At 62.4% G+C, this 23,048-nt stretch carries 24 protein-coding genes; 15 read left to right on the top strand and 9 right to left on the bottom strand.

Annotated features, from left to right (window positions below):
* Window positions 1-17: 17 nt before the first annotated feature.
* The 3 genes from NO934_RS01270 to rsmA are packed head-to-tail and all read left to right on the top strand — an operon-like array spanning window position 18 to window position 2,781.
* Window positions 18-938: a SurA N-terminal domain-containing protein gene (locus tag NO934_RS01270; protein WP_309161749.1), complete on the top strand. Its 921-nt coding sequence runs from the start codon at window positions 18-20 to the stop codon at window positions 936-938.
* Between the two features lie 11 nt (window positions 939-949).
* Complete coding sequence (gene pdxA, locus NO934_RS01275) at window positions 950-1,936, top strand: 4-hydroxythreonine-4-phosphate dehydrogenase PdxA (protein ID WP_309161750.1); 987 nt, start codon at window positions 950-952, stop codon at window positions 1,934-1,936.
* Window positions 1,933-2,781, top strand: a complete 849-nt coding sequence (gene rsmA, locus NO934_RS01280) for a 16S rRNA (adenine(1518)-N(6)/adenine(1519)-N(6))-dimethyltransferase RsmA (protein WP_309161752.1) — start codon at window positions 1,933-1,935, stop codon at window positions 2,779-2,781. The genes pdxA and rsmA overlap by 4 nt, the downstream gene beginning before the upstream one ends.
* Here rsmA and gmk read toward each other — a convergent pair.
* The 7 genes from gmk to fabD all read right to left on the bottom strand — a co-directional run bounded on the left by gmk (window position 2,778) and on the right by fabD (window position 9,136).
* Window positions 2,778-3,422, bottom strand: a complete 645-nt coding sequence (gmk, locus tag NO934_RS01285; protein WP_309161753.1) for a guanylate kinase — start codon at window positions 3,420-3,422, stop codon at window positions 2,778-2,780. The genes rsmA and gmk overlap by 4 nt on opposite strands.
* Before the next feature lie 43 nt (window positions 3,423-3,465).
* Window positions 3,466-4,359: a YicC/YloC family endoribonuclease gene (locus tag NO934_RS01290; RefSeq protein WP_309161754.1), complete on the bottom strand. Its 894-nt coding sequence runs from the start codon at window positions 4,357-4,359 to the stop codon at window positions 3,466-3,468.
* 4 nt (window positions 4,360-4,363) lie between these two features.
* A complete protein-coding gene (mltG, locus tag NO934_RS01295; RefSeq protein WP_309161755.1) occupies window positions 4,364-5,533 on the bottom strand; it encodes an endolytic transglycosylase MltG in 1,170 nt (389 codons plus the stop codon).
* A 147-nt stretch (window positions 5,534-5,680) separates the two neighbouring features.
* Window positions 5,681-6,943, bottom strand: a complete 1,263-nt coding sequence (gene fabF, locus NO934_RS01300; protein WP_309163779.1) for a beta-ketoacyl-ACP synthase II — start codon at window positions 6,941-6,943, stop codon at window positions 5,681-5,683.
* 24 nt (window positions 6,944-6,967) lie between these two features.
* Window positions 6,968-7,204, bottom strand: coding sequence for an acyl carrier protein (locus NO934_RS01305; protein WP_309161756.1), 237 nt, complete (start codon window positions 7,202-7,204; stop codon window positions 6,968-6,970).
* Between the two features lie 223 nt (window positions 7,205-7,427).
* Entirely contained in the window at window positions 7,428-8,165 is a 738-nt protein-coding gene (gene fabG, locus NO934_RS01310) for a 3-oxoacyl-[acyl-carrier-protein] reductase (RefSeq protein WP_309161757.1), read from the bottom strand.
* A 23-nt stretch (window positions 8,166-8,188) separates the two neighbouring features.
* Complete coding sequence (fabD, locus tag NO934_RS01315) at window positions 8,189-9,136, bottom strand: ACP S-malonyltransferase (RefSeq protein WP_309161759.1); 948 nt, start codon at window positions 9,134-9,136, stop codon at window positions 8,189-8,191.
* Between the two features lie 392 nt (window positions 9,137-9,528).
* Here fabD and rpsF point away from each other — a divergent pair, with 392 nt between their 5' ends.
* The 10 genes from rpsF to NO934_RS01365 all read left to right on the top strand — a co-directional run bounded on the left by rpsF (window position 9,529) and on the right by NO934_RS01365 (window position 18,990).
* Entirely contained in the window at window positions 9,529-9,903 is a 375-nt protein-coding gene (gene rpsF / locus NO934_RS01320) for a 30S ribosomal protein S6 (protein WP_309161761.1), read from the top strand.
* Between the two features lie 13 nt (window positions 9,904-9,916).
* Window positions 9,917-10,171: a 30S ribosomal protein S18 gene (gene rpsR, locus NO934_RS01325; protein ID WP_375142857.1), complete on the top strand. Its 255-nt coding sequence runs from the start codon at window positions 9,917-9,919 to the stop codon at window positions 10,169-10,171.
* An 81-nt stretch (window positions 10,172-10,252) separates the two neighbouring features.
* A complete protein-coding gene (gene rplI / locus NO934_RS01330) occupies window positions 10,253-10,867 on the top strand; it encodes a 50S ribosomal protein L9 (protein WP_309161762.1) in 615 nt (204 codons plus the stop codon).
* A gap of 210 nt (window positions 10,868-11,077) precedes the next feature.
* Entirely contained in the window at window positions 11,078-12,568 is a 1,491-nt protein-coding gene (locus NO934_RS01335) for a replicative DNA helicase (RefSeq protein ID WP_309161763.1), read from the top strand.
* Between the two features lie 73 nt (window positions 12,569-12,641).
* A complete protein-coding gene (alr, locus tag NO934_RS01340; RefSeq protein WP_309161764.1) occupies window positions 12,642-13,775 on the top strand; it encodes an alanine racemase in 1,134 nt (377 codons plus the stop codon).
* Between the two features lie 77 nt (window positions 13,776-13,852).
* Complete coding sequence (locus tag NO934_RS01345) at window positions 13,853-14,404, top strand: DUF1697 domain-containing protein (RefSeq protein WP_309161767.1); 552 nt, start codon at window positions 13,853-13,855, stop codon at window positions 14,402-14,404.
* Between the two features lie 6 nt (window positions 14,405-14,410).
* Window positions 14,411-15,808 carry a DNA repair protein RadA gene (radA, locus tag NO934_RS01350; RefSeq protein ID WP_309161771.1) on the top strand — a complete coding sequence of 466 codons (1,398 nt, stop codon included), beginning with the start codon at window positions 14,411-14,413 and terminating at the stop codon, window positions 15,806-15,808.
* A gap of 177 nt (window positions 15,809-15,985) precedes the next feature.
* Window positions 15,986-16,600: a CvpA family protein gene (locus tag NO934_RS01355; protein WP_309161772.1), complete on the top strand. Its 615-nt coding sequence runs from the start codon at window positions 15,986-15,988 to the stop codon at window positions 16,598-16,600.
* 196 nt (window positions 16,601-16,796) lie between these two features.
* Window positions 16,797-18,257 (top strand): amidophosphoribosyltransferase, encoded by a 1,461-nt coding sequence (gene purF, locus NO934_RS01360; RefSeq protein WP_309163781.1) that lies wholly within the window; start codon window positions 16,797-16,799, stop codon window positions 18,255-18,257.
* A gap of 1 nt (window position 18,258) precedes the next feature.
* On the top strand, window positions 18,259-18,990 hold the full coding sequence (locus tag NO934_RS01365; RefSeq protein ID WP_309161774.1) for an SDR family NAD(P)-dependent oxidoreductase: 732 nt from the start codon (window positions 18,259-18,261) through the stop codon (window positions 18,988-18,990).
* Between the two features lie 55 nt (window positions 18,991-19,045).
* On the opposite strand, the gene der is transcribed toward NO934_RS01365, so the two are convergent.
* Window positions 19,046-20,500 carry a ribosome biogenesis GTPase Der gene (gene der, locus NO934_RS01370; RefSeq protein WP_309161777.1) on the bottom strand — a complete coding sequence of 485 codons (1,455 nt, stop codon included), beginning with the start codon at window positions 20,498-20,500 and terminating at the stop codon, window positions 19,046-19,048.
* Window positions 20,497-21,291 (bottom strand): tetratricopeptide repeat protein, encoded by a 795-nt coding sequence (locus NO934_RS01375; protein WP_309161778.1) that lies wholly within the window; start codon window positions 21,289-21,291, stop codon window positions 20,497-20,499. Before NO934_RS01375 ends, der begins: the two co-directional genes overlap by 4 nt.
* Window positions 21,292-21,391: 100 nt before the next feature.
* On the opposite strand from NO934_RS01375, the gene NO934_RS01380 reads away from it, so the two are divergent.
* Both NO934_RS01380 and NO934_RS01385 read left to right on the top strand, forming a co-directional pair.
* Entirely contained in the window at window positions 21,392-22,087 is a 696-nt protein-coding gene (locus NO934_RS01380; protein ID WP_309161781.1) for a YafY family protein, read from the top strand.
* A 27-nt stretch (window positions 22,088-22,114) separates the two neighbouring features.
* Window positions 22,115-22,858: a DUF4336 domain-containing protein gene (locus NO934_RS01385; protein ID WP_309161784.1), complete on the top strand. Its 744-nt coding sequence runs from the start codon at window positions 22,115-22,117 to the stop codon at window positions 22,856-22,858.
* Window positions 22,859-23,048: the final 190 nt, after the last annotated feature.

Consider the following 23,048-nt stretch of genomic DNA (forward strand, 5'->3'; position numbering starts at 1 on the left):
TTAGGGAGCGGAATACCATGAGAGAATGGCTCGTTTTGAGAACCGCCGGCATCTGTCTGGCCGTTGGGTTGGCATTGATGGCGTTCGCCGTTCAGGCCCAGAGCGTAAGGGTCACCGTCAACGGCAGCTCCATCACCGATCAGCAGATCAACGACCGCGCCAACCTGTTGCGCATCGAAGGCCAGGGCTCGAGCAATTCCAACCGCATTCAGCTCGCCACCGAGCAGCTGATCGACGACCAGCTCCGGCTGAACGAAGCCCAGCGCATCGGGGTCACGATTTCGGACGCTCAGGTGGATTCGGCGTTCGCGAACGTTGCGACCAATATGCGCTCTAGCGCTTCCAACCTCACCAACCTTCTGACCCAGAACGGGGTCAACCCCGAAACCCTGCGCGACCGGCTTCGCGCGACGCTGGCCTGGCAGCAGGTGGTGCAGCAGGTGCTGCGCTCCCGCGTGCAGATTTCCGAGCTCGAGCTTGAAACCCAAGCCGCCCAGCAAGTCACGCCGGCCCTGAGCTTCGACTATATCCTCAAGGAAGTGCTGTTCGTCATTCCCGAGGGCTCGGGCGTTTCCGCATCGCGCCGCACGGCCGAGGCAAACCAGTACCGCAGCCGCTATTCGGGGTGCGATACCGCAGTCGATCTCGCCATTCAGTTCACCGACGCGGCGGTTCGCGATCTCGGCCGTCGTCATGCCACGCAGTTGCCTGAAGCTGTCGCCAATGAATTGGCCGGGCTGACGGTTGGCCAGATCAGCACCCCCCGCGTCGTGGCGGGTGGCGTTTCCATGCTGGCGATCTGCGAGAAGGCACAGGCCGAAGACCTCGCCTTCCTCACCGACGATCTGCGCCAGGAAGCCGGCGCCGACGAGCTGCAGGCACAGGCCGAGGAATATCTCGCCCAGCTTCGCTCCCAGGCGACCATCATCCGCCGCTAGGAGGCAGGGCAGTGCCGCCGCTTGCATTGACCATGGGCGAGCCGGCGGGCATTGGCCCCGATTTGATCCTCAGGCTTTATGCTGACCGGCAGTCCCTCGGGCTGCCGGTCTTTGCCGTTTACGGGCATGCCGAGTTCCTCGCCGCCCGAGCCGCTCGATTGGGCCTGGACCTGGACGTGGCGACGGTGGCGCCCGAAGCGGCAGAGGAGACATATGAGCGCGCGCTTCCTGTGATTACCATCGAGGGCGACGTTGCCGATACGCCGGGGGTGCCCGATCCCAACACCGCGCCGGTGGTGGTGAGCGCTATCGCGCAGGCGGTCGAGGCGATCCAGGCGGGCGTTTTCCGAGGGCTGGTGACTGCGCCCATCCACAAGGCCGCGCTCTATGGCGCTGGGTTCGAATATCCCGGCCATACCGAGTTTCTGGCAGCTCTTTGCGCCGAGGATGGCGAAATACCGCTGCCGGTGATGATGCTGGCCCATGACGATCTGCGCGCGGTGCCGCTGACCATTCATATCCCGTTGGCCGATGTGCCAGGCCAGATCACGCCCGAGTTGATAACGGCAACGATCCGCGTGATCGCGCGTGACCTTGCAAGCCGCTTCGGGATTGCCGCGCCGCGGATCGGGGTTGCCGGCCTCAATCCTCACGCCGGGGAAGAGGGACGGATCGGAAGCGAGGAGCTCGATATCATCGTGCCGGCTCTGGCCAGGCTTCGCACCGAGGGCATCGACGTTTTCGGTCCGCTTTCGGCCGATACGCTTTTCTATCCCCCGCACTGGCGCAATTACGATTGCGTCGTGGCCATGTATCACGATCAGGCGCTGATCCCCATAAAGACGATCGCGTTCGATGCCGGGGTGAACGTCACGCTCGGCCTGCCGATCGTGCGAACCTCGCCCGATCACGGCACCGCGTTTTCGCTGGCCGGCACGGGCCGCGCCTCGGCCAATTCGATGCTGGCTGCAATCCGGCTGGCGGACGCCATTTCATGAGCCAGATCGATGACCTGCCTCCGCTGCGCGAGGTGATCGCGGAACATGGGCTGCGCGCGAAAAAGGAGCTGGGTCAGAATTTTCTGCTCGATCTCAACCTCACGGCGCGGATCGCCCGCAGCGCAGGCGAGCTTACCGATGTCACGGTGATCGAGGTCGGGCCTGGACCGGGCGGGCTGACGCGGGCATTGCTGGCTGCAGGAGCCAGGCGGGTGATCGCCATCGAACGGGACGAGCGGACGCTGCCGGCGCTGGCGCAGATATCTTCGGCTTATCCGGGACGGCTCGAAGTGGTGTCCGCCGATGCGCTCGAGATCGATTACCGTGCGCTGGCCGATGGCCGAACCAAGATCGTCGCCAACCTGCCCTACAACATCGCCACGCCGCTGCTGACCGGCTGGCTGTCGGCGGAACCGTGGCCGGCGTGGTTCGAGAGCCTGACGCTGATGTTCCAGCGCGAGGTGGCGGAACGCATCGTTGCGCGGGCTGGCGACAAGGCCTATGGCCGGCTGGGGGTGTTGGCGGGCTGGCGTACGGAAGCCCGGATCGCCATGAATCTCGACCGCAATGCGTTTACGCCGCCGCCGAAGGTGACCTCGTCGGTGGTTCATCTGGTGCCAAAGGCCGTGGAAGCCGATGTGCCTGTGCGGGCGCTGGAGGAAGTGACGCGCCACGCTTTCGGCCAGCGGCGGAAGATGATCCGGCAGAGCCTCAAGGGGTTGTCGGTGCCGCTCGATACCCTCTTCGCGGCGGCGGATCTCCAGGGCGACGAGCGGGCGGAGAATTTGCCCGTCGCTACCTATGTGACGCTGGCTCGGGAAGTGGCGCGGTTGCGTACGCTCTAGGCGAGGGCGTCTATCTGACCCTTGAGCTCCTGAACGAAACTGTCGAGGGTCGTCTGGCGCGAACGATGCAGGCGGGCGCTGGCGAGGATTGAGCGCACCATCTGGACGGACTGCTCCAGATCCTCATTGACCAGCACGTAGTCGTATTCCGAATAGTGCTCCATCTCGATGCGCGCATTGCGCAAGCGCTTCTCGATGGTGCCGATGCTATCCTGCGCCCTGCGCTCCAGCCGGGCGCGCAGCTCTGCGATCGAGGGGGGCAGGATGAAGACGGTGACCATATCGCCACGGCATTTTTCATAGAGCTGGAGCGTGCCCTGATAGTCGATGTCGAACAGGATGTCCTTGCCGGTCGAAAGGCGCTCCTCGACCTTGGAACGGGGCGTGCCGTAGTAGTTGCCGTGCACTTCGGCCCATTCGAGCAGATCGTCATTGTCGCGCATCTTCTCGAAGGTCGGGACATCGATGAAGTGATAGTGCGTTCCGTCGATTTCGTCAGTGCGGCGCGCGCGGGTCGTCACCGAGACCGAAAGGCGGATGTTGGGATCCTGGGCGAACAGGGCTCGCGAGATCGAGGATTTCCCAGCCCCCGACGGCGAAGCGATGACCAGCATGACGCCGCGTCGCGTAAAATCCATCATTGATCCTGTCCCTGCCCTGCCCGGCTTATGACGGCTACGCCGACTATTCGAGGTTTTGAACCTGCTCTCGTAACTGATCGATCGCCGCCTTGAGGTCAAGACCGATGGCGGTCAGGCTCACATCATTGCTCTTGGAGCACAGTGTATTGGCTTCGCGGTTGAATTCCTGGCTCAGGAAATCGAGCTTGCGCCCCACCGGGCCGCCCTTGCGCAACAACTCGCGGGCCGCGGTGACGTGAGCCGTGAAGCGATCGAGTTCTTCGGCGATATCGGCCTTGGTCGCGAGCAGCGCCGCTTCCTGGTGGAGGCGGTCTTCGCTCAGGCTGTTGTCGGCATCGATCAATGCGGCGATCTGCTCGCGCAGGCGGGCCAGAATGACCTCGCGCGAGCGGGCCGGATGCGCGCGGGCGGCATCGGCGAGGGTGGAGATTTCCTCGATACGTTGGGCGAGAATGGCCCCGATGCGCTCCCCTTCGGCGCAACGTGCATCGGAGAGCATGCCGACAGCGGCCCGAACGCAATCGAGGATGGCGGCATGCAACCGCGCCTCTTCGTCCGGCCCGAGTTCGGGCTCTTTGGCTTCCATCACGCCCTTGAGCGCCAGGATGGTCTCGATCGACGGTTTGCGGGCGTCGAGCCGCTTGCTCAGCGATTCGATGACCGCGAGGACGCGGTTCAGGGCGCGCTCGTTGACGACCAGTTCGTCCTCGGCGGCGAGGCGTTGGACGTTGAGGAAAACCGAGACCGAGCCCCGCGCCACGCGTTCCGATATCAGCCGCCGTATGTCAGCCTCAAGCACGTCGAAACCGGGGGTAAGGCGCGAGCGGACGTCGAGACCCCGGCCATTGACCGATTTGATCTCGACAAGAACGAGGTAGTTGTCGCTTTGCGCGCTTGCGCGCCCAAAGCCGGTCATGCTGGCGAGCGGCTCACTCACCGAACTACTGCCCTTCGGTGGGCACGGTTTCGCCCTCTTCGGGCGCAGCCTCATCCTCGGCGGTTTCGTCGCCGGCTTCGGCGGCTTCCTCGGCGGCGATCTCGTCCATGGCCGCCTGCGCTTCCGCCTCGGCCGCAGCTTCAGCAGCGGCGCGCTCGATCTCGCGATAGGCGGCGACGTTCACCTGATGGTCCGAATAGTTTTCCGCGAAGACGTGCCCGTCGGTCGGCACGGCGCCGGCAGCGACGAAGTAGAGATAATCATGCTCTTCCGGATTGGCGACAGCGCGCAGGGACTCGATCCCCGGATTGGCGATGGGTCCGGGGGGAAGTCCATCGATCTGATAGGTGTTGTATGGCGTCACCTGCTCGATCTCGGAGCGGCGCAGACCGCGTCCAAGCGAGCCCTGGCCGAGGGTGATGCCGTAAATGATGGTCGGATCAGACTGCAGCCGCATGCCAACATTCAGCCGGTTGACGAAGACGCCAGCCACGCGCGGGCGTTCCTCTGCAAGCCCGGTTTCACGTTCGACGATCGAGGCGAGGGTTACCAGTTCGGCCGGGGTTTCGATCGGCAGGTCCGGGTCACGCCCTTCCCAAATCTCGGCCAACGCTTCGTCCATCGCGGTGGTCATCGAATCGATGATCGATTGGCGCGTATCTCCGCGCTGATAGGAATAGGCTCCTGGAAGCAGGCTACCCTCGGGCGGAAGAACTTCGATATTGCCGGTCAAGTCAGGATCGGCGTTGACGCGCTCGACCACTTGCCATGACGTGAAGCCCTCGGGCACCACAACCTGGTGCTGGATGGGCGTTCCCTCCGTCAATTCACGTATAATATCGAACATCGAGGAATTGGCCGCGATGTTGAATTCGCCGGCTCGCAGATCGTCACCGCGGCGCAAGAGGCGCGAGCCGTAGTTGAAAACATCGGCGTTGGAGATGAACCCCTGCTCCTCGAGCCGCTGGGCAACCGTGGCCAGAACGTTGCCCGGCTCGACAACGAAGCTGCGGTCCTCGTTGATCGGCCCGTCCGCATTGAACACCGTGGCACCGTAGACGGCAACGCCGGCGACGCCAAGCAGAGCGAGAAGAACCAGGGTGAGCAACCCATTCAGGGCTTCGAAGAACCCGTTCTGGGAACGGCGGCGGTTTTTTTTCTTGCGTTCGGCCATGCGGTCGATTTCCGTCCCGTAGGTCGCGGGCTGAGCTGCCCGTCATCTTGTGGAATTGTCGCGTGAGCGGGGAATCCCTGATGTCACACGGCCATATGGTGCAAGAAATCCGGCAAAAACAAGAGCCAAAAGGGCCGCAGCCGGCCCCTATGCCACCTTGCGGAATATGAGAGACGCGTTCGTGCCGCCAAAGCCGAAGGAGTTGGACAGCGCAACGTTGATTTCCTTTTGCACCGGCTTGTGCGGAGCGAGGTTGATCACCGTCTCGACGGAGGGGTTGTCGAGGTTGATGGTGGGCGGGGCAACGCTGTCACGCATGGCTAGCAGCGAGAAGATCGCCTCCACCGCGCCGGCGGCACCAAGCAGATGACCGACCGCCGATTTGGTCGAGCTCATCACCACGTCCGAGGCCGCATCGCCCAACAGGCGTGTCACCGCGCCCAGTTCGATTTCATCGCCCAAGGGCGTGGATGTGCCATGGGCATTGATGTAGTCGATGTCGGATGGCTGGATGCCGGCGCGCTTGATGGCCGCCGACATGGAGCGGAAACCGCCATTGCCGTCGTCGGCGGGAGCGGTGATGTGATGGGCATCACCCGAAAGCCCATAGCCGATCACTTCGCCATAGATCTTGGCGCCACGTGCCTTGGCGTGCTCATATTCCTCGAGCACCACGACACCGGCGCCCTCGCCCATGACGAACCCGTCGCGGTCCTTGTCATAAGGACGAGAGGCTTTTTCCGGGGCCTCGTTGAAGCCGGTGGACAGCGCACGGCAGGCGGCAAATCCGGCCAGGGAGAGGCGATTGACCGGCGATTCGGCCCCGCCGGCAACCATCACGTCGGCATCGCCGAGCATGATAAGCCGGGCGGCATCGCCAATGGCGTGCGCCCCGGTCGAGCAAGCCGTCACCACCGAATGATTGGGGCCCTTGAGCCCGTGTTCGATAGAGACGTAACCGGACGCGAGATTGATCAGACGCCCGGGAATAAAGAAGGGGCTGATGCGGCGCGGGCCTTTTTCGGCCAGCGTGATGGAGGCATCGTAGATGCCGCCGATGCCGCCAATGCCCGAACCGATCAGAACGCCGGTGCGTTCCTGCTGCTCGAGCGTTTCCGCCTTGTAGCCGGCATCCTGGAGCGCCTGGGTCGAGGCAGCCATGGCAAAGACGATGAACGGATCGACCTTGCGCTGTTCCTTGGGCTCCATCCAATCATCGGGATTGAACTTGCCCTCGGCGGTATCGCCCAGCGGGATGCGGCAGGCGATCTGGCAAGCCAGATCGCCGACCTCGAAATCGGTAACGCGTTGCGCGCCGCTCTTGGACGCAAGAATATTGGACCAGACGGTCTCGTGACCGACGCCCAGAGGGCTGACGATTCCGAGACCGGTGACGACGACGCGACGCATTTCCATGTGCGAACCGATCGGTGGTTACGCAGTGGCCTTGGAGAGGAAGGCGACGGCGTCACCGAAGGTCTGGATCGACTCAGCGGCGTCGTCGGGGATTTCCACGCCGAATTCTTCTTCGAAGGCCATCACGAGTTCGACCTGATCGAGCGAATCCGCTCCCAGATCATCCATGAAGCTGGCCTTTTCGGTGACCTTGTCGGCTTCGACGTTCAGGTGCTCCACGACGATCTTACGGACGCGATCTTCGATGTCGCTCATAGTGTCTTCCTTTTTGCAGACTTAAAGAGTTCGTTGTTTAACGCTCTGCCCCTGGGCAGGATGGAATTGCCTATTGGCTCCCTTATTGCGCAGCGGCGGGAATTTCCGGGGCTTTCAATCGCCTTCGTATCAAGCTCCCGGCCACAACGTGCCGGCGCAACTATCACACTTTCTCGAGGATGACCATATCGTCAAAGCAATCGGACGCAAGCCCTTTCGGCGGTCAGATCATCACCATGCCGCCGTTGACATTGAGGGTATGGCCGGTGATGTACGCAGCCCCTTCGCTGGCAAGGAATACAGCGCATGCCGCAACCTCCTCGGCGGTCCCGAGACGACCGGCCGGCACCTTGGCGAGAATGGTTTCCTGCTGCTTGTCGTTGAGCTCGTCGGTCATTGCCGAGGCAATAAAGCCCGGAGCGATGGTATTGACGGTAACGCCCCGGCTCGCAACCTCATAGGCAAGCGCCTTCGACATGCCGGCCAGCCCCGCCTTAGAGGCGGCATAGTTGCCCTGCCCCGGATTGCCAACGACGCCCACGACCGAGGTGATCGAGATGATGCGGCCAAAGCGGCGCTTCATCATGCCCTTGACGGCGGCGCGGGTGAGGCGGAACGGCGCGGTCAGATTGATCGAGAGAACATCGTCCCACTCCTCGTCCTTCATGCGCATGAAGAGATTATCGCGGGTCATGCCGGCATTGTTGACGAGGATATCGATACCGCCCATCGCCTCCTCGGCCTGGGGCACCAGGCGTTCGACCGAATCGGGGTCGGCGAGGTTGCACGGCAGGATGTGATTCTTGCCGATGATGTCCTTGGCCACATCCTCAAGCGCGCCGACACGCGTGCCGCTCAACGCAACTTCAGCACCCTGAGTGGCGAGCGCCTTGGCAATCGCCGATCCGATGCCGCCGCTTGCGCCGGTCACCAGTGCGCGTTTTCCCGAAAGATCGAACATCGTCCGCTCTCCTTTGATCGTGCTCAGCCGCGCGCGGCGAGAAAGGCTTCGATATCGTCGGCCGTTCCGACGGACTGTGCCGAGACATCCTTGTTGATGCGCTTGGCCAGCCCCGTCAGTACCTTACCGGTCCCGAGTTCGTAAAGCTCGGTCACGCCACCAGCGCCGGTGAGCCAGGAAACCGATTCCGTCCAGCGCACCATGCCAGTCACCTGTTCCACCAGACGCCGACGGATTTCGTCCGGGTCGGTGATGGGCGCGGCCAGCACGTTGGAAACGACCGGAACAACCGGGGCTTTCATCTCGACCTCGGCCAGCGCGGTCTGCATGGCTTCAGCGGCCGGCGCCATGAGCGCGCAGTGAAACGGCGCGCTGACCGGCAGCGGCAGCGCCCGTTTGGCGCCGCGCTCCCTGGCCAGTTCCATGGCGCGTTCGATCGCTGCAACCTCGCCGGAAATCACCACCTGGCCGGGCGAATTGTCATTGGCGACATCACAAACCGCACCCTGGGCCGCAGTAGCGGCAATTTCCTTGACCGCATCCATCTCAAGCCCGAGAATCGCGGCCATCGCCCCCTGCCCGACGGGCACGGCCTGCTGCATGGCGCGCCCGCGAATCTGCAGCAGCCGCGCCGTATCGGCCAGCGAGAAGGTGCCGGCGGCGCAGAGTGCGGAATATTCGCCGAGGGAGTGACCGGCGACGTAGCTGGCCTCTTCGGCAACTGAAACGCCCCTGGATTCGAGCACTCGGATCACGGCGATTGAGGCAGCCATCAAGGCGGGCTGGGCGTTTTTCGTGAGACGCAGCGCGTCGTCGGGACCTTCGAACATGATCTTCGAAAGCCCTGCGCCCAGCGCGTCGTCGACCTCCTCGAAGACAGCGCGCGCCTCGGGAAAAGCGGCGGCAAGGTCCCGGCCCATACCGACGGCCTGACTGCCCTGCCCGGGAAAGGTAAATGCCGGTTGGGTCATGGTTCCTCTCGCGCATGTTGGTTTGAATTGGCCGGCGAGGTGCCCGCAAAACCGGGCCAAGTCAAGGCGAGCGGCGTACGGGCGGCGTTATTTCTGTGCGAAGCGTCCGCAGCGTCCTTCATAGTTGCCTCAAGTTGCCGGCGTCCGAGGCCCAGGATAAACCTTGCAATCGAAGCCATTCCGCTATAGAGACGCGCTGCATTCGTTTGGCCGGGGGCTGAACGGAGGGTTGTTCCTTGCGCCTGTTCGCCAAGAACAATGGATCGGTAGATGGATGATCCGGCCTCCCGTGTTCCCGCTCTTTAGTAGAACCTTTGTCGCCTTTCCATTGGCTGCAAAGAGGCTCCGCGCCGGCGATGCTATCTGAAGCAAGTTCTCAAGAAAGGCACTTTATGCCCCTTTACGAACACATCTTTCTGTCGCGGCAGGACGTCTCCGCGCAGCAGGTCGAAGACCTGACCAAGACCTATACCGACCTGCTCACCGAAAACGGCGGCAAGGTTGCCAACAGCGAGTACTGGGGCGTCAAGTCGCTCTCTTACCGCATCAACAAGAACCGTAAGGCGCACTACACGCTCATGAACATCGAAGCTCCGGCTGCCGCCGTCGCCGAGATGGAGCGCCAGATGCGCATCAACGAAGACGTGCTCCGCTTCATGACCATCCGCGTGGACAAGCATGAAGAAGGTCCGTCGGTGATGATGCAGAAGCGCGACCGCGACGACCGCCCGGGTGGCGACCGTCCCCGTGGCCCGCGCCGTTTCTAAGGAGTGATAAGATATGGCTATTCGTGACCTTACCACTTCGCAGGCCCGCCGCCCCTTCCAGCGCCGCCGCAAGACCTGCCCGTTCTCGGGCGCCAATGCACCGGTCATCGACTACAAGGATGTCCGCCTGCTGCAGCGCTATGTTTCCGAACGCGGCAAGATCGTTCCTTCGCGCATCACGGCCGTTTCGGCCAAGAAGCAGCGCGAGCTCGCCCGCGCCATCAAGCGCGCCCGCTTCCTGGGCCTTCTGCCCTACGCGGTGAAATAACCCCTCGGGGTCGTTGGAGGCCGGGAATGGTCCCGGCTTTCTAACCGCTCGCCATGAGCGGGACAGCATTGGAGAAATGAAATGAAAGTCATCCTTCTCGAGCGCGTGGGCCGTCTGGGCACCATCGGCGACGAAGTCACTGTTAAAGACGGGTTCGCCCGCAACTTCCTGCTGCCGCAGGGCAAGGCGCTTCGCGCCTCTGACGCCAACCGCTCCAAGTTCGAAGCCGAGCGCCAGGTGATCGAAGCCCGCAACGCCGAGCGCCGTTCGGACGCGGAAAAGATCGCTTCCGACCTCGACGGCAAGACCATCGTCATGGTGCGTCAGGCTGGTGAAACCGGCCAGCTCTACGGCTCGGTCTCGGCCCGCGACATCGCGGACGCGCTCGTCGCCGACGGCGAAAAGGTCGAACGCAACCAAGTGGACCTGGGCGCGCCGATCAAGACCGTGGGTCTGCACTCGGTTGCACTCAACCTGCACGCCGAAGTTGCCGTGAGCATCACCGTCAATGTGGCTCGCTCGGCCGACGAAGCCGAACGCCAGGCCAATGGCGAAGATCTGGCCCGCAAGGACTATAACGACGAAGAAGAAGAGTTCGTCTCTCTCGCCGATATGGACGACGAGGACTACGAAGCTTCCCAGCAGGGCGAAGCTGCCGAATCCGCTACCGAGGAAGAGCGCCAAGCCGACGCGTAAGCGTTTTCCCTAAGCAGAATCAGAAAGGGCCGGGCCTTTGGGCTCGGCCCTTTCTCTTTGTCGAGGCAGGGCAAAGTTTTCCCCGCAATTAGCCACCATGTATTTTGGGGCTGTGAATGAGAGGCGGGAGGGGACGGAAATGCAAAAACACCGTTGCACCGTGTCTCATGTGGGGTAAGAAGGACCCCTACCCCAGTTCACGAGATCGTCATGGAAGCTGTGAGGCGGCTGACGCCTGTCCCCTCCGATTCCGAGCCCCAGTACAAAACGGCCCCGCACAACATCGAGGCGGAGCAGGCCCTGCTGGGCGCGATTCTCGTCAACAACGAAGCGTTCTATCGCGTCTCGGACTTTCTCGAGCCGATCCACTTTTACGAGCCGATCCACCGCGAGATTTATGAGGTCTGCGGCAAGATCATCCGCGCCGGCAAGACCGCGACGCCGGTTACCGTCAAGACCTACCTGCCGGACGACCTCCTCGAGGGCGTCACCATGGCGCAATATTTGGCGCGCCTGGCGGCAGAGGCGACGACGGTGCTCAACGCCGGCGACTACGGGCAGGCGATCTACGACCTCGCCATCCGGCGCAACATCATCCTCATCTCCGAGGAAATGAACGACCGCGCCTATAGTGCCGATGTCGACACCTCGGCGCAAAAGCAGATCGAAGAAGCTGAAAAGTCGCTATTCGATCTGGCCGAAAAAGGCCGCTACGACGGCGGTTTCCAGGGCTTCAACCAGGCGCTTGCCGAAGCGATCAACATGGCGGGCGAGGCTTACAGCCGCGATGGCTCGCTTTCGGGCACCGCAACGGGGCTGACCGATCTCGACCGCCTCATGGGCGGGCTGCAGCGCTCGGACTTGATCATCCTCGCCGCCCGTCCCGCCATGGGCAAGACATCGCTGGCCACCAATATCGCATTTTCGGTCGCCAAGGCCTATAAGGCGGAACCCATGCCGGACGGCCACATGAAGACCGTCAATGGCGGCGTGGTCGGCTTTTTCTCGCTCGAAATGAGCGCCGAGCAGCTCGCTACGCGTGTTCTTGCCGAACAAGCCGAGATCTCCTCTTCCGACATCCGGCGCGGCAATATCCACGAGAGCCAGTACACCAAACTGGTCGATACATCGAACATCATGGCGCAAGTGCCTCTCTATATCGATGACACGGGCGGCATCTCCATCGCCCAGCTCGCAGCCCGCGCCCGGCGATTGAAGCGCCAGAAGGGGCTGGACCTGCTGATCGTCGACTACCTCCAGCTTCTTTCCGGCTCCAAAAAGGCAGGTGAAAACCGCGTACAAGAGCTGACGGAAATCACCACCGGCCTCAAAGCGCTGGCCAAGGAACTCGAGGTTCCCATCATCGCGCTTTCCCAGCTCTCCCGTCAGGTGGAAAACCGCGAGGACAAACGTCCGCAGCTCGCCGATCTTCGCGAATCGGGCTCGATCGAGCAGGACGCTGACGTGGTGCTGTTCGTCTATCGCGACGAATACTATCTGGGCAACAAGGAGCCCAAGCAGGGCACGCAGGAACATCTCGAATGGCAGGCCGAGATGGAAAAGGTGCATGGCAAGGCCGAAGTGATCATCGCCAAGCAGCGCCACGGCCCCACGGGCACCGTGCAGCTCCAGTTCCAGGCCAACCTCACCCGCTTCTCGGATCTGGCACGCGAGGACTATCTTCCGACCCGCATGGAATAGAGGTTCCCACGCCTTGCCGCGAGACGTGAATCCGCGCTAGCTCAAGGACGCGAAGGGGAATCGGCGGACGGATATGACCAGCTCAACGACAATCCTCGGTGGCGGGATTACCATCGACCTCGAAGCGATCGTTCGCAACTGGAAGGCGCTCGATACGGTATCGGGCAAGTCGCTGACCGGTGCGGTCCTGAAAGCCGACGCCTATGGCACCGGCGCGAAGGCGGTCGGCCGCGCGCTCTACAAGGCAGGTGCCCGGTTCTTCTTCGTTGCGACACCGGACGAAGGGGTAATGCTGCGCCAGGCGGTGCCGGATGCCTTCATCTTCGTGCTCGACGGGCTCGTTCCCCGCGCTGCGGCGGACTATGCCGCTCATGGCCTGATGCCGGTGCTTGCCTCGATGAGCCAATTGACCGAATGGCTCGATTTCTGCCTCAATCGCGGCAAGGCCGTCCCGGCCGCGCTGCATTTCGATACGGGCTTCAATCGCGTCGGCTTTCGCATCAAGGAAGCCGAGCTGGTCAAGCGCGAGCTGGACCAATCCGGTTTCGAGCCGCAAATGATCATGAGCCACTTCGCCTGCGCCGATCAACCCAGCCATGAGATGACCCGCAAGCAGAACGGGCTCTTTCAGGGCCTATTGAACACCTTCCCCGACATTCCCGCTTCGATCGCCAATTCGGCAGCGGTGATGACATCCAAGGATTACCACTATCATCTCGTGCGCCCCGGTATCGCCATGTATGGCGGACGGGCCATCAACGGACGCCCCAACCCCATGGCGCCGGTGATCTCGATGCATGTCCCCATTCTGCAGATCAAAGAGGCGCGGATCGGGGAAACCGTTGGCTATGGCGCGGCATACCGGCTACGCCGGGACACGCGGATCGCCATCATGGCCCTTGGCTATGCGGATGGATATTTCCGCTCGCTGTCGGGGATCGGCGGGCAGGTCGGTGGCCGCGTGGCCGTCAACGGCACGATCGTGCCGGTGCTCGGGCGCGTTTCGATGGACATGACGGCGATCGACATCACCGACGTCGAGGGGCTGGTGCAACCGGGCGATCCCGTGGAGATCCTAGGCCCCAACATCAGCATCGACGATATAGCCGAGGCTGCCCGCACCATCGGATACGAAGTTCTCACCACGCTCAACGGCCGCTTCCCACGTTCCTACGTCAATGCCCCGGACGGCGTTGATCTCGACTAATTTGTTCCTTGTTTGTTCTTTACGTCGCGGCCGAGTTGAGCTAGCTTTGCGGCGAACGATCCGGAGGCGAGCTGGTCATGGGCGTATATGTCGTGTTGCTGCGGGCCATCGGACCGGCAACGCACAAGGTGATGTCCATGGCCGATTGGCGCGGCGCGAGCGAGGATGCAGGCTTTCTGAAACCTGAAACGTACGTCGCCACGGGAAACATGATCGTAGAGGCTGGCGGTACGTTGCATGAGGTGACCGCACGTATGGATGCCGTGGTGAAGCGCTGCGGGCTCGGCGCTGGCAACAAGGTGTTCGTGCGCAAACCGGCGACCTTGCGGAGACTGGTCAAATCCAATCCCTTTCCCGACGCGGCGACCGAGCGTCCCGGGCAGGTCGGCATCTATTTCATGGCGCGCGCACGTCCCTATTTCGGTTGGGTCAAAGACTATGATGGTTCTGAACCAATCCACATCGAGGGCAATCACCTGATCGTCGACCATGGCGATACCGAAGGTCAATCGCAGCGATTGCCGGGGATTATCGAGAAGCGGTCCGGTCCGGCCACTGCGCGCAATTGGAACACGCTGCAGAATCTGGCGCAGCGCGCCACTGAACGAGAACGCAAAAGCAGGGAATAAAGCGGCTTGGCCAAGCTCAAATCCACCTATGTCTGCCAGTCCTGCGGCAATGTCACGCCGCGCTGGGCCGGACGCTGCGAAGCATGCGGGGAATGGAACTCGATTGTCGAGGAAGTCGCATCCTCGGGCGTGGGGGCTGGTCCAAAAGCCGCGGTTTCATCGGGCCGCCCCGTAGACCTGGTTTCGCTTTCTGGCGAGAGCGAAGACGCCATCCGCATCGTTACCAGAAACAGCGAACTCGATCGCGTGCTGGGTGGCGGCTTCGTCATGGGGTCGGCAATTCTCGTGGGCGGGGATCCGGGAATCGGCAAATCCACCCTGTTGCTGCAGGCGGCGGCAGCCCTGGCGCGGCAGGGCAAGCGGGTGATCTACATCTCTGGCGAAGAAGCCATCGCCCAGGTCCGCTTGCGTGCCACAAGGTTGGGTGTCGCCGATGCACCGGTGGAACTGGCCAGCGAAACCCATGTCGAAACGATCCTCGCCACCATCGAAAAAGGCAAGGCGCCCGATCTGGTCATCATCGACTCCATCCAGACCTGCTGGACCGAGCGCATCGACAGCGCGCCAGGAACGGTGACGCAGGTGCGCACCAGCGCCCAGGCGCTGACACGCTTTGCCAAGAAATCGGGCTCGGCCGTGGTGCTGGTGGGGCACGTCACCAAGGACGGGCAGATCGCCGGGCCGCGCGTGGTCGAGCACATGGTCGATGCCGTCCTTTATTTCGAGGGCGACACGTCGCTGACCTACCGGATCCTGCGCGGGGTCAAGAACCGCTATGGCGCCACCGACGAAATCGGCGTGTTCGAGATGGTCGGTTCGGGGCTGCGGGAGGTGCCCAACCCCTCCGCCCTGTTCCTCGACCAGCGCGATTCCGGCGCTGCCGGCTCGGCGGTGTTCGCCGGCGTGGAAGGCACGCGGCCGGTACTGGTGGAAATCCAGGCCCTTGTCGCCCCCTCCCCGCTCGGCACGCCGCGCAGGGCCGTCGTAGGATGGGATTCCTCGCGGCTGTCGATGGTGCTCGCCGTGCTCGAAACCCGCTGCGGGGTGCGGATTGGCGCCAACGACATCTATCTCAACGTCGCTGGCGGCCTCAAAGTCAACGAACCTGCCGCCGATCTGGCCGTAGCCGCCGCGCTTATCTCCTCGCTCACCAACTCTCCGCTTCCCGCTGATGCCGTCTATTTTGGCGAGGTGAGCCTTTCGGGCAGCGTAAGGCCGGTGGTGCACGCCAATCTACGGGTGCGCGAAGCCGCCAAGCTGGGGTTCGGATCGGTCCATACCGCAAAGCTCAATGCGGCCGACCGTACCGATGGCGTCGCGCTCAACGAGTTCTCAGCCCTCGCCGAACTGGTGGGACGGATCGCCGCCGGCGGCACGGCGCAACCTGTGGGTGAAACGGCCTAATCCCAAGCAATCGCTTGGCTTTGACACATTTAGCGGCTAAACGAGCCTTAGAGCTTGATCACTCCGATGGAATCGGAGTGAGCGCTCTAAGTCATTGATCGGTCGTGCGACCGAACCGGAAAAGTCTGCAACTTTTCCTGATCGCACTCTAAAAGGGCTTGCTGGAGAACCATTCTCATGCTGACCGCTTTCGACATCGCCGTCGGAATCCTCGTTCTGATTTCCGCACTACTGGCGACGGCGCGCGGATTGACCCGCGAAGTGCTTTCCCTGGTCACATGGGCCGGCGCAGCAGCCTTCGCCGCCTATATGTTCTTCTATCAGCCACAGATCGCGCAGGAATTCGTTGCCGATCCGCTATGGGCCAATATCGCAACGGTGGTGGTCAGCTTCATCGTGGCGTTGATCGTGCTGCATCTCCTCACCATGAAGATCGGCGACTTCATCACCGACAGCAAACTCGGGCCGCTCGACCGGACCCTGGGCTTCGTCTTCGGCGCGCTGCGCGGCATTCTGATCGCCGTAGTGGTCGTGATCTTCGCCGACTGGCTGATCGGTCCCAACCCGCCCAATTTGCAGTGGTATGGCGAAGCCCAATCGTTGCCGACCTTGCGCTCGCTGGGCGAGGGCCTTATCTCGCTGTTGCCGGAAAATCTCGAGGAACAGGTCAATGACCTGCTCCAAGGCGGTGGCCCGATCGAAGATCCGGTCATCGACGAAGAGAGTACCGAACCGCAACCGGCACCCGAGCAGACGACGCCCGCACCGCCTTCGACGATCAACGGAGTGTGATATCGCCGCACGCGGCCTGCGGTCGTGTTGACTTGACCACGCCGGGAGCGTAAGCCCCCGGTGAACGAGCGGTTTTTCCGAACCGGGCGAGAACCCATTATTTCGAACCGCTCCTTAGTCTTCGCAATCATGGTGGATTAATTTGAGCACGCTCCACGCGACGACAGGCGATCATCTTTCGGGATTGGCGCTGGATATGGATGGGGACACGCTGCGCGAGGAGTGCGGCGTGTTCGGCATTTTGGGCCATGGTGATGCTGCGGCTCTGACTGCGCTAGGCCTGCACGCCCTCCAGCACCGCGGACAGGAAGCGGCCGGTATCGTCACCTTCGACGGCAAGCGCTTCAGTTCTGAGCGCCATCTGGGGCTGGTGGGCGATCACTTCACCGACGCCGCTACCCTGGGCCGCCTGCCCGGCAACATTGCCATGGGGCATGTGCGCTATTCAACCACCGGCGAAACCGTGCTGCGCAACGTGCAGCCGCTTTTTGCCGAGCTCGAGGTCGGCGGCATCGCCATCGCGCATAACGGCAATCTCACCAACGGGTTGTCGCTGCGCAAACGATTGATCGCTCAAGGGGCCATCTGCCAATCGACCTCGGACACCGAGGTCGTTTTGCATCTGATCGCCCGCTCGCAGCGCTCGGGCTCTGCGGACCGCTTCATCGATGCGCTCGGCGCCATCGAGGGCGCATATGCCATGGTGGCCATGACACGCACCAAGCTCATCGGCGCGCGCGACCCCAATGGCATTCGCCCCCTGGTGCTGGGGGAACTCGATGGTAAGCCGATTTTTGCGTCCGAGACCTGCGCGCTCGATATTATCGGCGCCAAGTTCGTTCGCGATGTCGAAAACGGCGAAGTGATCGTGTGCGAGATCCAGAAGGACGGCTCGATCACCATCGACAGTTTCAAGCCGTTCAAGGCGCGCCACGAGCGGGTTTGCCTTTTCGAATATGTCTATTTCGCCCGTCCCGACTCCGTGGTTGCGGGCCGCTCGGTCTATGCGGCGCGCAAGGCGATGGGCGTCAATCTCGCCAAGGAAGCGCCGATCGAGGCCGACGTGATCGTGCCCGTCCCCGATGGCGGCACGCCGGCCGCGCTCGGTTATGCCCAGCAGTCGGGCATTCCGTTTGAATACGGCATCATCCGCAACCATTATGTGGGCCGCACCTTCATCGAGCCGACCCAATCCATCCGCGCACTGGGCGTCAAGCTCAAGCATTCGGCCAACCGCGCGGTGATCGAGGGCAAGCGCGTGGTGCTGGTCGACGATTCCATCGTGCGCGGGACGACTTCGCTCAAGATCGTGCAGATGATCCGCGACGCCGGCGCCAAGGAAGTCCACATCCGGGTGGCCAGTCCGATGATCTATCATTCGGACTATTACGGCATCGATACGCCCGATCCTGAAAAGCTGCTGGCCAACCAGTATGCGACGCTTGAAGACATGTGCCGCTATATCGGCGCGGATTCGCTTCAGTTCCTGTCGATCGACGGGCTGTATCTCGCGGTAGGCGGGGAAAAGCGCAACGCGCAGGCGCCGCAGTTCACCGATCACTACTTCACGGGGGACTACCCCACGCCGCTCACCGATCTGGAAGGTCGCAGCAAGAACGACCCCAAGCAGGTCTCGATGCTGAGGGAAGCCGTATAGAATGACCTATAACAAGGACCTCGCCGGCCGCGTCGTGCTGGTCACCGGCGCTTCGCGGGGGCTAGGTTATGCTGCCGCCAAGAACGCCGCCGCCCGCGGCGCCCACATCATCGCCGTGGCGCGAACGGTGGGGGGCCTTGAAGATCTGGACGACGAGATCCAGGCATTGGGATCGGCCACGACGCTGGTGCCCATGGATTTGACGGACGGTGAAGCCATCGACCGCCTGGGAGCCGCCATCTTCGAGCGCTGGGGCCAGCTCGACGGGCTGATTGGCAATGCCGGGGCCTTGGGGACACTCAGCCCCCTCGCCCACATCCAGCCCAAGGATTTCGCTAATGTGTTCGGCGTCAATGTCGGCGCCAACTACCGCCTGATCCGTTCGCTCGACCTTCTGCTGCGCCAATCCGATGCCGGCCGCGCGGTGTTCATCTCCTCGGGCGCGGCGCTTTCGGCCAAGCCCTATTGGGGCCTCTATGCCGCCTCGAAGGCCGCGCTCGACGCCATGGTCAAGGCCTATGCCGGCGAGATGGCCATCACCGAAGTCAAGGTCAACGTCTTCTATCCCGGCCAGGTCCGCACCGCCATGCGGGCGAAAGCCATGCCCGGCGAGGACCCGCTGACGCTGCCGACGCCCGATGAGGTTGCGCCCAGGATCGTCGATCTGGTTTCGCCGGCATATGACAAGACCGGCATGCGGGTGGATGTACTGAGGGGCGAGGAGCCGCTCTAGATAGACCAAAGCGCCCTGGACAAAGCCCGGCACAGTTGCCGGGCTTTTGTGTTGTCTACTTTCCGTCCTCGTCCACATAGGGGTTCTTGCCCCCACGGACCCAGAGCCGAATTGGCGTTCCAGGCAGGTTGAAGTCCTGCCGGATGCCGTTGACGATATAGCGCTGATAGGCTTTGGGCAGTGCGTCGGGACGCGAGGCGAAGACGATGAAGCTCGGCGGCCGGGTCTTGGCCTGTGTCATGTAGCGGAGCTTGAGCCGCCGCCCCGACACCGCCGGAGGCGGGTGGTGTTCGGTCATGGCCGAGAGCCAGCGGTTGAGCTTGGCAGTGCGGATCTTGACGTTCCAGACGCGCTCGATATCGAAGATCGCCTTCATCAATTTATCGATATTGCGACCCTGCAAGCCCGACATAGTGACGAGCGGAATACCGCGAAGCTGCGGCAAAAGCCGCTCGCATTGCTCGCGCAGTTCGAGGATTTTGGCGTTCTTGTCCTCGATCAGATCCCATTTGTTGACGGCGATCACCATCGCCCGACCTTCGCGTTCAACAAGGTCGGCCAATGCCAAGTCCTGCTTTTCGAACGGAATGGTCGCATCGAGCAGCAGCACCACCACTTCGGCATACTGGATCGAGCGCAGGCTGTCGGCCACCGAGAGTTTTTCGAGCTTGCCCTGCACGCGCGCCTTGCGCCGGATGCCGGCGGTATCGACGAGATTGATGACGCGGCCTTCCCATTCCCAGGGCACCATGATCGAATCGCGGGTGATCCCCGCCTCCGGCCCTGTCAAAAGCCGGTCTTCGCCCACCATGCGATTGATGAGCGTCGATTTTCCCGCATTGGGTCGTCCTACGATGGCGACGTTGAGGTAGCGGTTGGGATTCCACCGCATGGGCGCGGTTTCGCCTGCCTGATCCTCGCCTTCATCCTCATCGACATCGACGTCGACCTCGGGCTTGCGGACCATCTCGTAATCGAATTCGTCGGCTTCGGCCGCTGCCTTGGCTTCTTCGGCGCGATCCACTGCCTGGGAGACGATGGTATAAAGGTCGGCGAGCCCAAGCCCGTGTTCGGCCGAAAGCGGCACCGGCTCACCAAAGCCGAGGGAAAAAGCCTCCATCAATCCTGCGTCGGAGGCCCTGCCTTCGGCCTTGTTGCCGATGACGTGGATTTCCTTGTTCGCCTTGCGCAACAATCGCGCGAAATGCTCGTCGGTCGGCGTGATGCCGGCGCGCGCATCAATCATGAACAGGATGACATCGGCTTCGGCGATCGCCATCTCAGTCTGGCGCCGCATGCGGGCTTCGAGGCTGTCGTCATTGGCATCTTCATAGCCAGCCGTGTCGACAAGCGTGAAGGTGAGGTCGCCGATCCGCCCCACGCCCTCCCGCCTGTCGCGCGTCACGCCAGGCGTGTCGTCGACAATAGCGAGCTTCCTGCCCACCAGCCTGTTGAACAGCGTGGATTTGCCTACATTGGGTCTGCCGACAATGGCAACGGTAACGGTCATTCCGTTTGGGCCTGCCCAGCATCGGATTCAAGCGGCTGACCCAGCGTTTCAAGGCTCGGCGTCTCGGCGGGAATCACGATTTCCTCGGGCGCAGCCTCGACCGGGGCAGCAGCATCGACGAGTTCCTCGCTGACATCGACACCTGTGGAGGCAAGTTGCTCGAGATAGACGAACGCGCGAAGCTGCATGTCCTGCCCGGCAGCCGGATCGGCAGCAATCGCCTCGAAGTTGGCGCGCGCCTCCTCGATGTTTCCGGCCTTGTAGTGGGCGAGCCCCAAGGCCTCGCGCGCGCTGTTGCGCATCGGGTTATCTTCGCCGGTGAGGCCACCCACGCGCTGCTCAACGGCAGCGGCATCAAGGTGATCGACGGCTAGATATCCCGCAAAGACATAGGCAAGCTCACGCAGACGAGGCTGGTCAAGGCTCGCGGCCAGCGCGTCATACGCAGCAATGGCGCCCTCGACATCGCCCGATTCAACCAGCAGGGCCGCTTCCTGGAAGCGCGCCAGCGTGGCGTAGCCCGCAGGCCCACTCGCCTGCAGTTCGGCAAAGGCGGCCTGCGCCCCCTCAATATCGCCCTGCTCGGCAAGGTCGGCAGCGGCGTAATACTGGTCGGACGCCGTCGCGGCGGTGTTCGAACTCCACCACTTCCAAATTTCGTTGGCGGCAACCAGCAGCACGATCAGCACGGCAGCGCCGATAATGAAGGGCGCAAAGCGCCTCCAGAAGGCTTTCAGCTTATCGCTGCGCAGTTCTTCTTCGACTTCGCGCAGGAAGGAATCTTCGCTCATTACGGCATCCGGACTGTCTTAAAAAAGTGGCCGGACAATAGTGGTCCCGTCCCTATAATGCAATCGCACGTAAGACCGGATTCGCAGCGGATTTGAGACAATGGACAAGACCGAGCGGCTGTTTGCCATCATGGATGCGCTCCGACGCCATCGACGCCCCGTAACGGCGGCGCAATTGGCTGACGATCAGGGCGTTTCCGTGCGCACGCTCTATCGCGATATCCAAACACTGGTCGGGCTCGGCGCACCGATCGAGGGCGAGGCCGGCATAGGATACATGCTACGGCCAGGATTCTTCCTGCCGCCGCTGATGTTTTCGGCCGACGAGCTCGAAGCGCTGGTGCTCGGCGCGCGCTGGGTGGAAGTGCAGCCCGACGTCGAACTCTCGAACGCAGCGCGCAACGCATTGGCCAAGATCGCCACCGCCTCGCCCGAGGACCTGCGGGATCGGATTTCCGATACAGGGCTCTGGCCCGTCCGGGTTGAGGGCGATCGCGAGCCCCTGCCCCTGCTGGCTCTGGTGCGCCGTGCGATGCGGGCCGAGAGAGCGCTGCGGATCGCCTATGAGGATGAAAAGGGCAATCCGTCCGAGCGTGACATCTGGCCGGTGCAGATCGCCTTTTATGAAAACAAGCAGATCATCGCCGCCTGGTGCACCCTGCGCGAAGCGTTTCGGCATTTCCGCACCGAACGGATCGCTTCAGCTGAGCTGACGGAAATGCGCTATGGCCGCCGTAGGGCTGTTCTTGCTGACGACTGGTACACGCAATGGCAGGCCGAACGGCACTGGCACTAGCGGCATCCGCGCATTAATGCTGGCTCCATGACGCATGACCATCGCACGTATCCGCCGCTCGACACCTTGAAGCCGATTGCCCAGGACATCTGGATCGTCGACGGCCCAATCATCGAGTTCGGCATGCCGTGGCCAAAGATGGGCTTTCCCACCCGGATGACGGTGGTGCGCCTTTCGGATGGAACGTTGTTCATCCACTCCCCAACGCCGCTTTCCGCCGGTCTCAAATCCGAGATCGAGGCGGAGGGTGCTCCGGCCTATGTCATCGGGCCTAACCGGATCCACTATTGGTGGGTGCCCGAATGGCACACGGCTTATCCGGAGGCAAAGGTCTATCTCGCCCCGCGCATTCGTGAACAGGCGGGCAAGCGGATCACCTTCCCCACGAATGAAATCACCAACCCTTCCGGCTTTCCCTGGGATGCAGAGATCGCCACTCTGCCGATCAGCGGCGACTTCATGACCGAGATCGTGTTCTTCCACCGCAGGTCACGCACTCTGATCCTGACCGACCTCATCGAAAACTTCGAACCCGAGAAGCTTTCCAATCCGCTCATGCGGCTGGTGACCAGGCTGGGAGGCGTACAGGCCCCGGATGGGCAGATGCCGCGCGACATGCGCCTCACTTATCGCCGCAACAAAACCGACCTTCGGAACGCTGTCGAAACGATGATCAGTTGGAATCCGGAACGCATCGTTATTGCGCACGGCCGCTGGTTTCCGGCCGATGGCGCCAACGAGCTTCGCCGTGCCTTTCGTTGGCTGCTCTAGTGTTTCAGCGTGTCGCGGAAACGCTGAAACACTAGAGCAGCCGTTGTTTGTCGCGTTTCCAAAACGCAAAAGTAGGTTCCACTTTTGCTGGAAACGCTCCAGGCGAGACCCTTCGTTTAACCTTGGGCAAAATCGCGGAACGGGGCTCGCCGCCTTCCGATTTCCTTTCGACGGTCCGACACAAGCGCGG

The organism is Pelagibacterium sp. H642 (genome assembly GCF_031202855.1).
Taxonomy (GTDB): domain Bacteria; phylum Pseudomonadota; class Alphaproteobacteria; order Rhizobiales; family Devosiaceae; genus Pelagibacterium.